Source organism: Pseudomonas putida, assembly GCF_028682635.1.
In the GTDB taxonomy this organism is placed as follows: domain Bacteria; phylum Pseudomonadota; class Gammaproteobacteria; order Pseudomonadales; family Pseudomonadaceae; genus Aquipseudomonas; species Aquipseudomonas putida_AE.
This window is the reverse complement of sequence record NZ_JANHLK010000042.1, coordinates 1-14558: the sequence shown is the minus strand read 5'-3', so window position 1 is coordinate 14558 and position 14558 is coordinate 1. Positions and strand designations below refer to the sequence as shown.

11 protein-coding genes are annotated in these 14558 nt (G+C 62.5%); 6 read left to right on the top strand and 5 right to left on the bottom strand.

The features are described 5' to 3' along the window. Nucleotides 1-22: 22 nt before the first annotated feature. The 5 genes from purU (at nucleotide 23) to folD (ending at nucleotide 7516) form a co-directional block, all read left to right on the top strand. Nucleotides 23-889, top strand: coding sequence for a formyltetrahydrofolate deformylase (purU, locus tag NPS56_RS29135; protein ID WP_274077854.1), 867 nt, complete (start codon nucleotides 23-25; stop codon nucleotides 887-889). Nucleotides 890-932: 43 nt separating this feature from the next. Then, the gene (locus tag NPS56_RS29130; protein WP_274077853.1) at nucleotides 933-2300 is read left to right on the top strand and encodes an NAD(P)-binding domain-containing protein; all 1368 of its coding nucleotides are present in this window, start codon (nucleotides 933-935) and stop codon (nucleotides 2298-2300) included. A gap of 14 nt (nucleotides 2301-2314) precedes the next feature. Then, nucleotides 2315-4657: a DUF1989 domain-containing protein gene (locus NPS56_RS29125; protein ID WP_274077852.1), complete on the top strand. Its 2343-nt coding sequence runs from the start codon at nucleotides 2315-2317 to the stop codon at nucleotides 4655-4657. 171 nt (nucleotides 4658-4828) lie between these two features. Beyond that, entirely contained in the window at nucleotides 4829-6508 is a 1680-nt protein-coding gene (locus NPS56_RS29120; protein ID WP_274077851.1) for an APC family permease, read from the top strand. Between the two features lie 87 nt (nucleotides 6509-6595). Continuing rightward, nucleotides 6596-7516, top strand: a complete 921-nt coding sequence (folD, locus tag NPS56_RS29115; protein ID WP_425313653.1) for a bifunctional methylenetetrahydrofolate dehydrogenase/methenyltetrahydrofolate cyclohydrolase FolD — start codon at nucleotides 6596-6598, stop codon at nucleotides 7514-7516. Between the two features lie 133 nt (nucleotides 7517-7649). Here the strand turns inward: folD and NPS56_RS29110 are convergent, their stop codons facing one another. The 5 genes from NPS56_RS29110 to glnT all read right to left on the bottom strand — a co-directional run bounded on the left by NPS56_RS29110 (nucleotide 7650) and on the right by glnT (nucleotide 13625). After that, a complete protein-coding gene (locus NPS56_RS29110) occupies nucleotides 7650-8975 on the bottom strand; it encodes an ammonium transporter (RefSeq protein ID WP_274077850.1) in 1326 nt (441 codons plus the stop codon). Between the two features lie 230 nt (nucleotides 8976-9205). Beyond that, nucleotides 9206-10528: an FMN-binding glutamate synthase family protein gene (locus NPS56_RS29105; protein WP_046817536.1), complete on the bottom strand. Its 1323-nt coding sequence runs from the start codon at nucleotides 10526-10528 to the stop codon at nucleotides 9206-9208. Between the two features lie 20 nt (nucleotides 10529-10548). Next, complete coding sequence (locus NPS56_RS29100; RefSeq protein ID WP_046817537.1) at nucleotides 10549-11232, bottom strand: protein glxC; 684 nt, start codon at nucleotides 11230-11232, stop codon at nucleotides 10549-10551. 11 nt (nucleotides 11233-11243) lie between these two features. Further along, nucleotides 11244-12149 carry a class II glutamine amidotransferase gene (locus NPS56_RS29095; protein WP_274077849.1) on the bottom strand — a complete coding sequence of 302 codons (906 nt, stop codon included), beginning with the start codon at nucleotides 12147-12149 and terminating at the stop codon, nucleotides 11244-11246. Nucleotides 12150-12290: 141 nt separating this feature from the next. Continuing rightward, the gene (gene glnT, locus NPS56_RS29090) at nucleotides 12291-13625 is read right to left on the bottom strand and encodes a type III glutamate--ammonia ligase (protein WP_274077848.1); all 1335 of its coding nucleotides are present in this window, start codon (nucleotides 13623-13625) and stop codon (nucleotides 12291-12293) included. 268 nt (nucleotides 13626-13893) lie between these two features. Between glnT and NPS56_RS29085 the strand changes: the two genes are divergently transcribed. Next, complete coding sequence (locus NPS56_RS29085; protein WP_032831756.1) at nucleotides 13894-14499, top strand: helix-turn-helix domain-containing protein; 606 nt, start codon at nucleotides 13894-13896, stop codon at nucleotides 14497-14499. Nucleotides 14500-14558 lie beyond the last annotated feature (59 nt).

Genomic DNA, 14558 nt, shown 5'->3' with positions numbered 1-14558 from the left:
TTTTCATTTCATCAAGGAGCCCATGATGGATACCCCCGAACACTACATTCTCAAGATCAGTTGCCCGGCAGCCTCCGGCATCGTCGCCGCCATCACCACCTGCCTGGCGGCGCAACACTGCTACATCAGCGAGCTCGCACAATTCGACGACGAATTCACCGGGCAGTTTTTCATGCGCGCGGTGTTTCGCTTCAACGCCGGCATCACCGGCGATGTCGGTGCCCTGCGCGAAGACCTGGGCGACATGGCCAGCGGCTTCGACATGCAGTGGCAACTCTTCTGCACCAGCCAGCCGACCCGGGTGTTGCTGATGGTCAGCAAATTCGACCACTGCCTGACCGACCTGCTGTATCGCCACCGCAAAGGCGAAATGGACATGACCATCACGGCAGTGGTCTCCAACCATCTGGATCTGCGGGCCATGGCCGAACGCGAAGGCATTCGTTTCATCTACCTGCCCATCACCAAGGACACCAAGGCCAGTCAAGAAGCCGAGTTGATGCGCATCGTCGAGGATACCCGCACCGACCTCGTGGTCCTTGCCCGCTACATGCAGATCCTCTCCGATGGACTGTGCCAACAGCTGTCCGGTCGCGCCATCAATATCCATCACTCGTTCCTGCCGGGCTTCAAGGGGGCCAAGCCGTATCACCAGGCCTACGACCGAGGCGTGAAGCTGATCGGGGCCACGGCGCACTACGTCACCAGCGACCTCGACGAGGGACCGATCATCGAGCAGGAAATCCAGCGGGTCGATCACACCCATCTGCCCGACTCCCTGGTCGCCATCGGCCGCGATACCGAAACCGTGGCCCTGTCCAAAGCCCTCAAATACCACCTGGAACACCGGGTGTTCATCAACCAGGACAAGACAGTGATCTTTCGCTGAGCGCGCCTGCCCTTTATCCCAAGAGCCATTACGAGGCACGATCATGACTTTACGCGTGGCAATCATCGGCGCCGGACCTTGCGGCCTGGCGCAACTTCGCGCTTTCCAGTCGGCCCGCGACAAGGGCGCCGACATCCCCGAACTGGTCTGCTTCGAAAAGCAGAGCGACTGGGGCGGCATGTGGAACTACACCTGGCGCACCGGCCTGGACGAGAATGGTGAACCGGTGCACGGCAGCATGTACCGCTACCTGTGGTCGAACGGCCCCAAGGAATGCCTGGAGTTCGCCGACTACACCTTCGAAGAGCATTTCGGCCGCGCCATCGGCTCCTACCCGCCACGCGAAGTGCTGTGGGACTACATCAAGGGCCGGGTGGAAAAGGCTGGCGTACGTGACTACATCCGCTTCAACAACGTGGTGCGCCAGGTCACGTTCGATGAGCAAAGCCAGCGCTTCACCCTGCACGCCCACGACTACAACAGCGATACGCTGACCTGCGAACAGTTCGACTACGTGATCAACGCCTGCGGCCACTTCTCCACACCCAAGGTGCCGTACTTCGAAGGCTTCGAACAGTTCGCCGGGCGCATCCTGCACGCCCACGATTTCCGTGAGGCGCTGGAGTTCAAGGGCAAGGACCTGTTGATCGTCGGCAGCAGCTATTCCGCCGAAGACATCGGTTCGCAATGCTACAAGTACGGCGCCCGCAGCATCACCAGCTGCTACCGCACCGCGCCCATGGGCTATAACTGGCCGGACAACTGGGAAGAGAAACCGCTGCTGCAACGCCTGGAAAACAACCGCGCCTGGTTCATCGATGGCAGCAGCAAGCATATCGACGCGGTCATTCTGTGCACCGGTTACAAGCATCACTTCCCGTTCCTGCCGGACGAACTGAGCCTCAAGACCGACAACCGCCTGTGGCCGATGAACCTCTACAAAGGCGTGTTCTGGGAAGCCAACCCGCGGCTGATCTACCTCGGCATGCAGGATCAGTGGTACTCCTTCAACATGTTCGATGCCCAGGCCTGGTACGCCCGCGATGTCATCCTGGGGCGCATCGAACTGCCAGGCCAGGCCGAAATGATCGCCGACAGCCGGCAATGGCATGAACGGGAACAGACGCTGCAAACCAACCAGCAGATGTTCGAGTACCAGGGCGCCTACATCCAGCACCTGGTGGATGCCACCGACTACCCCGACTTCGACATCGCCGCGGTCAACCAGACCTTCCTGCACTGGAAGCATGACAAGGCGCAAAACATCATGGGTTATCGCGACAAGTCCTACCGCTCGCTGATGACCGGCACCCAGTCGCCGCCCCACCACACCCCGTGGTTGCAGGCCCTGGACGACTCCATGGCGGCGTACCTCGGTGAACCGCCCGCCGCCATCAAGTCGGTCGGCTGACCCTGGAGCCTGTCATGCAAGCACCTCGTTTTTCGCGACCCCGGGAGCCCGGGCTCTTTGCCCGCGCCCCTGACCTTGAGCGCTACCGGGTGGCGGCCGGTGGCCTGACCCTGGTCGCCCTGCAGCCCGGCGACAGCCTGCAAGTGATCGACCTCGAAGGCCAACAGCCCTGCGAGTTGCTGGCGTTGACCATCAACGGCCGCAGCGCGCTCGGCGATTGGGCGCTGAGCGGTTCGCCAAGCTGCCGGTTGATCGCTTCACGCCTGGTCGACGGGAGCGCGCAGGCTCGCCGGGTGAAACAGGCGCTGGTGCGGCGCGGTGTCGACCCACAACAGCTGCCTGCCGCCGCCTCCCTGTGGGACGACGACAGCCCCGCCGGCCACAGCAGGCATTTCGTGGCCTGCGCTGAGGTGCTGGTGATCGTCGCCGCCCCCGCCGGGCCGACCTCGGTCGACCGGCAATACCGGCCCAGCGAACTGAGATTGTGGGTGACCCGGGCCAATCCCTCGTCCCTGTTGCTGCCCGCCCTCCCGGAACCCCTGGGTGAACTGCTGGACGAGTTCACCCTGAGCCCCGGCACTGCTCACAGCTACAGGGTCGGCAAGGGCCAGTACGTGCAAGTGCTGGATGTCGCCGGACGCCAGTGCTCGGACTTCGTCGCCCTGGATCGGCGCGCGCTGGATCGCGGTGAGGAACTGGACCTGGACCAGACCGTTACCCGCACCTTGAACGGCAGCGCTTATCCGGCACCGGGGCTGTTTTCGAAGTTTTTCGACCCGCGAATGCAGCCGATGCTCGAGGTGGTGCACGACACCGTCGGCCGCCACGACTCCTTCGCCCTGGCCTGCGCCGCTCGCTACTACGAGAGCCACGGCTATTTCGGGCACGACAACTGCAGCGACAACCTCAGCCGGGTGATGGCGCCCCACGGTGTCAAGCCGCGCAACGGCTGGCCGGCGATCAACTTTTTCTTCAATACCGGGATCGACGCGCACCAGCAGATGACGCTCGACGAACCCTGGTCACGCCCCGGCGACTATGTGCTGCTGCGGGCCATGACCGATCTGTTGTGCGGCAGTACTTCGTGCCCGGATGACATCGACCCGGCCAATGGCTGGAACCCGACCGATATCCATGTCCGTATCTACAGCGAAAAGGAGCGTTTTTCCATCGCCATGAGCACTCGAACCACGGCCGATGCCGACCCGATCCTCACCCGTGAATCGGCCTTCCATTCACGAACCAGCGCCCTGACCCGCAGCTTCGTCGACTACCGCAACTGGTGGCTGCCCCTGCGTTATGACGGCTATGGCGCCATCGAGGAATACCTGGGTTGCCGCGAACGGGTGGCGGTGATGGACCTGACCGCCCTGCGCAAGTTCGAGATCATCGGCCCCGACGCCGAAGCCTTGCTGCAGTACTGCCTGACCCGCGACGTGCGGCGCCTGGCGGTGGGGCAAGTGGTGTACTCGGCGATGTGTCACGAGCATGGCGGCATGCTCGACGACGGCACCTTGCTGCGCCTGGGCCCGGATAACTTCCGCTGGATCTGCGGCGAGGACTACGCCGGAGTCTGGCTGCGCGAGCAGGCGCAGAAGCTGGGCATGAAGGTCTGGATCAAATCCGCCAGTGAGCAGATTCATAACCTGGCCGTGCAAGGCCCGATGAGCCGCGATCTGCTCAAACAAATGGTCTGGACTGCGCCGACCCAGCCGAGCCTGGAAACCCTGGGCTGGTTCCGTTTCCTGGTCGGCCGGCTGGACGATTACGACGGCTGCCCCCTGATGATTTCCCGCACCGGCTACACCGGCGAACTGGGTTATGAAGTCTGGTGCCACCCCAATGATGCCGAAAAGGTCTGGGACCGGATCTGGGCGCTCGGCCAACCCTTGGGCATGGTGCCGCTGGGCCTGGAAGCGCTGGACATGCTGCGCATTGAAGCCGGGCTGGTGTTTGCCGGCTACGAGTTCAGCGACCAGACCGATCCATTCGAAGCGGGTATCGGTTTTTGCGTACCGCTGAAAAGCAAGACCGATGACTTCATCGGACGCGACGCCCTGCTGCGCCGCAGCGCCCATCCCGCCCACAAGCTGGTGGGCCTGCAATTGAACGGTAACGAAGCGGCCCACCACGGCGACCCGGTCTACCGCGGCCGGGCCCGGGTCGGCGTCATCACCAGTGCCTGTCGCTCGCCGCTGCTGGCCAGCAACATCGCCTTGTGCCGGGTCGATGTGGCCTGTGCCGACGCGGGCACGGAACTGGAAATCGGCAAAGTCGATGGCCTGCAGAAGCGCATCAGCGCCACGGTCAGCGCAGCGATTTTCTACGACCCGGACAAGAGCCGGGTACGCAGTTGATCGACTTCACATTCATTGTTTGCTGCCCATACACGCACCTGTAGGTGCGAGCTCGCTCGCGATGGTCGTTAACGATAACGCGTGTTTACTGGTTTAACGCGGCGTTCTCAAGTCCATCGCGAGCAAGCTCGCTCCTACGGGCCGCTCTACTCAAGACATGGGAATACGAAGATGGAAGCGACTACGTTCGAGGCCGTACCGCAGGCCGCCGGTTCGGTGGGCAGCCTGCACCGCAAGATCGATTGGCGCGGGGCTTTCTGGGTCGCCAGTGGCGTGCCCGCCCTGGTGCTGTTCTCTATCGGCGCCATCGCCGCCACGGTCGGCAAACCGGCCTGGATCGTCTGGATCGTGTCAATTGTGTTCGGCTTCATCCAGGCCTTCACCTATGCCGAAATTGCCGGGCTGTTCCCGCACAAGTCCGGGGGCGCCTCGGTCTACGGTGCAGTGGCCTGGGTGCGCTACAGCAAGCTGATCGCGCCGGTGTCGGTCTGGTGCAACTGGCTGGCCTGGTCGCCGGTGCTGTCGATCGGTTCCGGGCTGGCGGCCGGCTACATCCTCACCGCGCTGTTTCCCGCCGATGCATTGATCAATACCTGGCAACTGACCTTGCTCGACCTGGGCTGGATCAAGAGCGGCCTGTCGCTACGGGTCAATGCGACCTTCGCCATCGGCCTGTTGATCCTGCTGACGGTGTTTGCCGTGCAGCATGGCGGCATCCTGCGCTCGGCACGCCTGACCCTGGTGCTCGGTGTGACGTCGCTGATTCCGTTGCTGCTGGTGGGCGTCGTGCCGTTGTTCACCGGTGACGCGGCCCAGGCCAACTTCCTGCCGCTGTACCCCCTGGCCCATGATGCGGCCGGCCAGGTCATCGACGGGCCTTGGGATATGTCCGGTTGGTCGCTGATGGCCGGCGGGTTGTTCATGGCCGCGTGGTCGACCTACGGTTTCGAAACGGCGGTGTGTTATACGCGCGAATTCAAGGATCCCAAACGCGACACCTTCAAGGCGATCTTCTATGCCGGCCTGCTGTGCATCCTGGTATTCACCCTCGTGCCCCTGGCGTTTCAAGGCAGCCTGGGTCTAGGTCAGTTGGTGACACCGGCGGTGCTCGATAGCAGCGGCGCGGTGATCACACCCGCGGTCTACAGCGGTCTGTTGTCGCCGGCGATCTACAGTGGCATGGGCGTTGGCCAGGTCATGGCGGACAGCATCGGCGGCGGCAAGGTGGTGGCCAACATCGTGTTGATCATGCTGGTCCTTGCCACCTTGCTGGCGATCATGACTTCGATGTCCGGGTCCTCGCGCACCCTGTACCAGGCGTCGGTGGATGGCTGGCTGCCGAAATACCTGGGCCGCACCAACGAACATGGTGCACCCACCGCCGCCATGTGGACCGACCTGTCGTTCAACCTGTTGCTGTTGCTGATGTCCGACTATGTCTTCGTGCTCGCGGCGTCGAACGTCAGCTACATCATCTTCAACTTCCTCAACCTCAACGCCGGCTGGATCCATCGCCTGGATCGCCCGGATTGGGTCCGCCCCTACAAGGCGCCCACCGTGCTGCTGGCGGCCGGTGGTGTACTGAGTTTCGTCAACCTGGCCTGCATGGGCCTGGGCGCCGATATCTGGGGTGCCGGAACCCTGGTGACGGGCCTGCTGCTGGCGCTATTGATCCTGCCGGTGTTCTGCTATCGCCACTACGTGCAGGACAAGGGGCGCTTCCCGCAAGCCATGCTCAACGAGCTGCACGTACAGGCCGATGCCGGCCTGAAACGCGCCGGCTGGTTGCCCTATGCCACGCTGATCGCGGGCGTGCTGGTGGTGTATGGCTGCCATCAACTGGTAGCCTGAGCGTCCTTGCCCGCAGGTCTCTGATCCATCATCGGGGCGCAACGGCGCCTCGGTGATCGCTTCATCTCCCACTCAATCAAGACAACGGTGACTATTTTGCTCAACGCCACCCCCGCACCTGCCCGCGATATCGACGGCAAAGCCATCTCGGCCCTGGTTCTCGACGAGGTTCGAGAAGAGGTCGAGGTCCTGGCCCGACAACAGATCTTCCCGGCCCTGGCCGTGCTGCTGGTGGGTGAGGACCCGGCCAGTGAGGTGTATGTACGCAACAAGCTGCTGCGGGCCAGGGAGGTCGGCATCCGTTCACTGGAGTACCGCCTGGCGGAAAACGCCAGTCAGGCCGAGGTGCTGGACCTGATCGCGCAACTGAACGCCGACGTCACGGTGAACGGGATCCTGGTGCAATTGCCGTTGCCGGCCCACATCGATGAAGCGGCGGTGATCCATGCCATCGATCCGATCAAGGACGTGGACGGGTTTCATCGGGAAAACGTCGGTGGCCTGGTCCAGGGCATCGAAGTGCTGACCCCCTGCACTCCAAGCGGCTGCATGCGCCTGCTGCACGAAACCTGCGGCGACTTGAGTGGCAAGCACGCCGTGGTCATCGGTCGTTCGAACATTGTCGGCAAGCCCATGGCGACGCTGTTGTTGCAGGCCGACTGCTCGGTCAGTGTGGTGCACTCGCGCAGCGTCGATGCGCCGGCATTGTGCAGGCTGGCAGACATAGTGGTGGCGGCGGTGGGTCGTCCAGGGCTGATCGATGCGAGCTGGCTCAAGCCCGGGGCGGTGGTGATCGATGTGGGGATCAATCGCATCAGCAGCGAGTCGGGCAATCGACTGGTCGGCGATGTCGACTACGCCAGTGCGCGCACGGTCGCCAGCGCCATCACGCCGGTGCCCGGTGGGGTCGGGCCGATGACCATTGCCTATCTGCTGAAGAACACCCTGATCGCCAGCCAGTTGCAGCGGGCGGTGGGAATTCGTCAGGCGGAACCAGCCTTCATCTGACGTACGTGTACATGTAGGAGCGAGCTTGCTCGCGATGGTCGTTAACGAAGACGCGTGTTTTCAGGTTACACGCGGCGCCTTTGAGACCATCGCGAGCAAGCTCGCTCCTACAGGGTTACAGGGTTCTCGTCGATCAGTGGTTATAGGCACGCTCGTTGTGCTCGGCCAGATCCAGGCCCATCTCCTCCACCGAGTCATCGGCGCGCAAGCCGATCACCGCGTTGATCACCTTGAGAATGATCCAGCTGATGGCGAAGCAATACACCGTGGTCATCAACACACCCTTCACTTGCGCCAGCACCTGACCGCCCATGGTCACGCCTTCTACCAGCCCGCCCAGGGACGGTACGCAGAACACGCCGGTCAATACCGCGCCGATCATCCCGCCGATGCCGTGAAGCCCGAATACATCCAGGCTGTCGTCATAACCGAAGCGACGCTTGAGCACGGTGACGCTCAGGTAGCAGAACACCCCGCACAACAGACCGATGGCCAAGGCACCGCCCACGCCCACATAGGCGCACGCCGGCGTAATCCCCACCAGACCGGCCAGGGCGCCGCTGGCCAGGCCCAGCGCACTTGGTTTGCCGACCTTGAACCACTCGGTGAACATCCAGCCCAGGATCCCGGCGCACGCGCCCAGTTGGGTGTTGAGCATGACCACGCCGGACGTGCCGCTGAGGCCGCCACCGGAACCGATGTTGAAACCGAACCAGCCGACCCAGAGCATGGCGGCACCGGCCATGGTCAGGCTCAGGTTGTGCGCCGGCATAGGCGTATTTTCATAGCCCTTGCGCTTGCCCAGGATCAGGCAGGCGGCCAGCGCGGCGACACCGGCATTGATGTGCACGGCGGTGCCACCGGCGAAATCGAGGACACCCCAGTTATGCATCAAGGCCCCCGCACCACCCCAGACCATATGCGCCACCGGGGCGTACACCAGGGTGAACCACAGCGCCATGAACAACAGCGCCGCGGAGAATTTCATGCGTTCGGCGAAGGCACCGGCGATCAGCGCCGGGGTGATGATGGCGAAGGTCATCTGGAAGGTCACGAACACCCCTTCCGGGATCTCGCCGACCAGGCTTTCCGGGGTCATTCCGGCGAGAAACGCCCGGCTCAGGCCGCCGACAAAACTGTTGAAGCTCACCTCGCCCTCGACCATGCCCGTGGAGTCGACCACCATGCTGTAGCCGTAGATCACCCACAGGACCCCCACCAGTCCGGCGATGCCGAAACACTGGGTGAACAACGACAACATGTTTTTCGCCCGCACCAGTCCGCCATAAAACAGGGCGAGACCGGGCAGGCACATGAACAGCACCAAGACCGTGGCGGTGACCATCCAGGCGGTGCTGCCGGTGTTCAATGTTGGTGCATCGGCGGCCTGCGCCAGGGGCACCAGCGCACCGGCCGCCACCAGGCCCAGAAGGGATTTGCCGAGAAGACGATTGACCATGTTCGAAGCTCCTGCAATGGAAATCGGAAGTGTCGGGCAGCGAGCAAGTAGCAAAACAATGGGCCTTGATGGCCTCTTCGAATATCTGATGCGTATACGTCCTTGTAGGAGCCCGGCTTGCCGGCGATGGCGATCTTTCGGGCGCCTTCGCCGGCAAGCCGGGCTCCTACAGACGATGGCGATCTTTCGGGCGCCTTCGCCGGCAAGCCGGGCTCCTACAGAAGCAGGTATCAGTACCCCGAACCCGGAATCCAGCTGGTCCCCGCCAGCGGCACCCGTGCCATGGCCGCCGATTCCACCGTCAACGCCACCAGGTCCTCCGGATCCAGGTTGTGCAAATGCGACTTGCCGCACGCCCGGGCCATGGTCTGTGCCTCCAGCACCAACACCCGCAAATAATTGGCCAGTCGGCGACCGCCTTCCACCGGGTCCAGGCGCTTGGACAGCTCCGGGTCCTGGGTGGTGATCCCGGCCGGGTCGCGGCCGTTCTGCCAGTCGTCATAAAAACCGGCGGCTGAACCAATCTTGTGCAGTTCTTCATCCAGGCGCGGGTGGTTGTCGCCCAGCGCAATCAGTGCCGCCGTGCCAATCGCCACCGCGTCCGCGCCCAGCGCCATGGCTTTGGCCACGTCGGCTCCGTTGCGAATCCCCCCCGAAACGATCAGCTGGACCTTGCGGTGCATGCCCATCTCTTGCAAAGCCTGTACCGCTTGCGGGATGGCCGGCAAAATCGGGATGCCCACGTGTTCGATAAACACTTCCTGGGTCGCCGCCGTGCCCCCTTGCATGCCATCGAGCACAATCACGTCGGCCCCGGCCTTCACCGCCAGCTTGACGTCGTAGTACGGCCGGCTCGCGCCGATCTTCACGTAGATCGGTTTTTCCCAATCAGTGATTTCGCGCAGCTCGGCGATCTTGATCGCCAGGTCATCCGGGCCGGTCCAGTCCGGGTGACGGCAGGCGCTGCGCTGGTCGACACCGATCGGCAAGGTGCGCATGCCGGCCACCCGCTCGGTGACTTTCATGCCCAGCAACATGCCGCCGCCACCGGGTTTGGCGCCCTGCCCCAGGACGATTTCGATGGCGTCGGCCTTGCGCAGGTCATCCGGGTTCATGCCGTAGCGCGACGGCAGGTACTGATAGACCAGGTGCTGCGACTGCCCGCGCTCTTCCGGGGTCATGCCGCCGTCACCGGTGGTGGTGCTGGTACCGGCGATGGTCGCGCCGCGGCCCAGGGCTTCCTTGGCATTGGCCGATAACGCACCGAAACTCATGCCGGCGATGGTCACCGGGATCTTCAGGTGGATCGGCTTCTTGGCGAAGCGGTTGCCGAGGATCACATCGGTGCCGCACTTTTCCCGATAGCCTTCCAGCGGATAGCGCGACACGCTGGCGCCGAGCAACAGCAAATCATCGAAGTGCGGGACCTTGCGCTTGGTGCCGCCGCCGCGAATGTCATAGATGCCAGTCTCGGCGGCGCGCTGGATTTCCTGGATGGTCAGGCGGTCGAAGGTCGCGGACTCGCGCAGCACCGGAGTATTTTTCTCGCTCATATCTATTCTCCTCGCGTGGATCAGTACGCGGACGCGTTATCGACTTTGAAGTTGTACAACTGACGGGCCGAGCCATAGCGCTTGAAGTCAGCCGCCTTGTGCTCAAAACCGGCGCGGTTGAGCAGCACCTGCAGTTCCTCCAGGTGCTCGGCGCGCATCTCTTTCTCGATGCAATCGGAGCCCAGGGACGCGACGCTGCCCTTCACGTAGATGTGGGTTTCGTACAGCGAATCGCCCAGCGCATCACCGGCATCGCCGCACACCACCAGGCGCCCGGCCTGGCCCATGAAGCAACTCATGTGACCAATGCTGCCGCCGACCACGATGTCGATGCCCTTCATGGAAATCCCGCAACGGGCCCCGGCATCGCCTTCGATCACCAGCAAACCGCCATGGGCGGTGGCGCCAGCGGCCTGGGACGCACTGCCCTTGATGCGCACGCAGCCGGACATCATGTTTTCCGCGACACCGACGCCGGCGTTGCCGTGAACGGTGATGCTGGCTTTCTGGTTCATGCCCGCGCAGTAGTAACCGGCATGCCCCTGGATATCGATGGACACGGCCTGGTTCACGCCAACGGCGAGGTTGTGCTTGCCGTTGGAGTGGGTCACCACCCATTCGCGGTCTTCTACGTTGTGCACCTGGTCATGCAGCGCCTGATTGAGGTCGCGCACGCTGGCGATGGAAAGATCGATGGTTTTCATGTGTGCGCTCCTTAAGCTGACTCGCGTTCCCAGATGTACAAGGTGGCCGGTGCCGGCTCCCAGATCCTGGCGTTTTCAATGCCCGGCAGGCTCGACAGCGCCTGATACTCCGAGGCCATGGCCACGTAGTCGTCAGTCTCGGCGAGGATCGCCGGCTTGCAGGCGATCGGGTCGCGGATCACCGCAAAGCCGTTGCGGGTGCCGATGGCGAAGGTGAAGAAACCGTCGAGATCCTCCAGTGCATGGTCCAGCGCCTCTTTCAACGAGTCGCCCTGCTGCAGGCGCCAGGTCAGGTAACCGGCGGCCACTTCGGTGTCGTTGTCGGTTTCGAACTTGATGCCCTCACGCTTGAGTTCCTGGCGCAGGCGGAAGTGGTTGGACAGCGAGCCGTTGTGCACCAGGCACAGGTCGGCGCCGGTGGAAAACGGGTGGCTGCCTTCCATGGTCACCGCGCTTTCAGTGGCCATGCGGGTGTGGCCGATGATGTGGCTGCCCTGCATGCCGGCCAGGCCAAAGCGCTGGGAAATCTCCTGGGGCAAGCCCATGCCCTTGAGGATCTCGATGCTTTGCCCGGCGCTCATGATGCGCACGCCCGGCGCCAGTTCGGCGAGGGCCAGGCGTACTGGCGCCTCCTCGGCGTTGATCTTCAAGACGGCGGCGCTGGCGTTCTGAAACCAGTCCAGCGAGCAACCAAGCCGGCCTTCCAGTGCACCCATCAGGGCGCTCCAGTCGAAGCTTTCGCTGGTGGCCTGCAGGGTCAGCTTGACCCAGCCATCGGCCACTTCATCGCCATAGATGGCGAAGCCGGCACTGTCCGGGCCACGGTCGGTCATGGCCTGCAACATCGGTTCGAAAAGCTGGCCCAGCCGGGATTCCAGCTGCGGGTTTTTCAGGTAAAGACCTACGATTCCGCACATTAGAACAGTCCTCACTTCGTTCGGGAGCTGCAAGCTTTGAGCTGCAAGCAATCCGCATAGATAGAAATATTCGTGACACGCCGCCAACCCGCTGTTACTTGCGGCTCGACGCTTGCAACTCGTAGCTGCCGCCCAGCAACCTCAGAAAAACTCCGTATAGCGCGCGATTTCCCAGTCACTCACATGGCGGCTGTACTCCACCCACTCCATGCGCTTGAGCTTGATGAACTCGCCGACGATCTGCGGGCCCAGCACTTCGGCGAACAACGGGTCGGCCTCCAGCGCATCGCAGGCTTCCTTGAGCGACTGCGGCAGGGTCTTGATGCCGCGGGCGGCGATCTGCTCCAGGCTCAGGCTGTAGAGGTTTTCGTTGCAGACGTGATCGATTTCCAGCTGGCGGTCGATGCCGTCCAGGCCCGCGGCGATGATCGCGGCGCTGACCAGATAGGGATTGCAACCGGCGTCCGGCAGGCGAAATTCCAGGCGGCCATAAGGCACCCGGACCATTGCCGAGCGGTTGTTGGCACCAAAGGCGATGAACGCCGGTGCCCAGGTCGCGCCGGACAACGAATTGCCCACCACCAGGCGTTTGTAGGAGTTCACCGTGGGGGCGGCGAAGGCACACAGCGCCGGCCCATGAGCCAGCAAGCCGGCAGCGAAGTGATAGGCCATTTTCGACAGGCCCATGCCGCTCGGGTCGCTGGCGTCATGGAACAGGTTCTTGTTCTCGGCGCTGCTGATCGACAGGTGAAAGTGCATGCCATTGCCGGCGCGTTTCGGGTCGGGCTTGGGCATGAACGAACAGATCATGCCCAAGTCATTGGCGATCTCGCCGGCGGCCATGCGAAAGAAGGTGAAGCGATCCGCCGAGGTCATGGCATCGCTGTAGGTGTAGTTGATCTCGAACTGGCCGTTGGCGTCTTCGTGATCGATTTGATAGACCTCGAAATCCACCGCCTGCAAGGCTTCGGTCAGGCGCTCGAGGAACACCCGGGAGCGCGACAGGCCTTTGTAGTCGTAGCAAGGCTTGTCCAGGTTGTCGCTGAGGTCGACCAGTTGCAGCTTGCCCTGCTCGTCGCGACGCATCAGGTTGAACTCCGGCTCCAGGCCGGTATTGAGGGTCCATCCCTTGTCCTCCAGACGGCGGATCTGCTGCTGCAACACGTAACGGCTGTCATAGGGATGGGGTTTGCCATCGACGTGACCGACGCACACCACCCGGCCATACCCCGGCTGCCAGGGCACCGGTGTCAGCGTGGACAGGTCGCCGCGGGCCATGAAGTCGGGACCGTGGGGCTCCATGCCCATGCCACTGATCGCGAACCCGGCAAAACCGGCGCCCTCTTCGGCCACCGTCTTGAGCCCACAGATCGGCACCGATTTGGTCTTGGCCGCGCCATGGATATCGACAAACTGCGCAAGCACGTACTTGATCCCGTGCTTGTCGATAATGCGCTGTGTCTCTGCTGGCAACATTGCTCGTCACTCCTCGCGAAAGGCAAATCAGTTGTGGGTTGGCCCTGACTTTCTCTTTATTCCTGAAAAGAAAGTTTGTTTCCCAATAGGAATGCAAGGCCCTTGCCAGCTTCGCGAGTGACTCGTGAAAAGCGTTATCTGTGCTGTTTATATGGGAAAATTCTTTTCCCCATGGGAATATTGATCGGTATATGCGCGCCCGGACGCCGCGATTTGCACTTTCCCAGTGCGAAACTAATATTACTGAACGGAAAGTGTGCAGGATCCGATGACTATGCCGACCGAAACCGCCCCGCGCCTCAAGCTTGAGCAATACCTGGGTTTGCAGATCAAGCGCCAGCGCCAGGCCCAGGACCTGAAGCTGGCCGATGTGGCCAAGATTGCCGATATCAGCCAGGGCATGTTGAGCAAGATTGAAAACGCCCAGGTCTCCACCAGCCTCGACACCCTCAGCCGTCTGTGTGACGTGCTGGGCCTGCCGCTGTCGAAACTGTTCAGCGAGTACGACCAGCAGGATGGCAGCGCACTATTAGTCAAGGCTGATCAGGGGATGGAGGTGGTTCGCCGCGGGACCGAGAAAGGTCATACCTACCATCTGCTCAATCACACCCGTGGCCCGAAGAAGAGTTTCGAGGCCTACATGGTGAGCATGGATGACGCCAGTGAAGAGTTTCCGACCTTCTCCCACCCGGGGACGGAGTTTTTGCATTTGCTGGAAGGTGAGCTGATTTATCGCCATGGCAATCAGCTGTATCGCATGGAGGCCGGGGACAGCCTGACCTTCGAAGGGGAAATTCCCCATGGGCCGGAGGAGCTGGTGCAGGTGCCGATCCGGTTGTTGTCGATCATGAACTACGGTAGCGACAAAGAATGATTTCGAAGGGCTCTTTGTCTTTCCCCGTAGGTGCTGGGCCAGCGAAGTCAGCATAACGG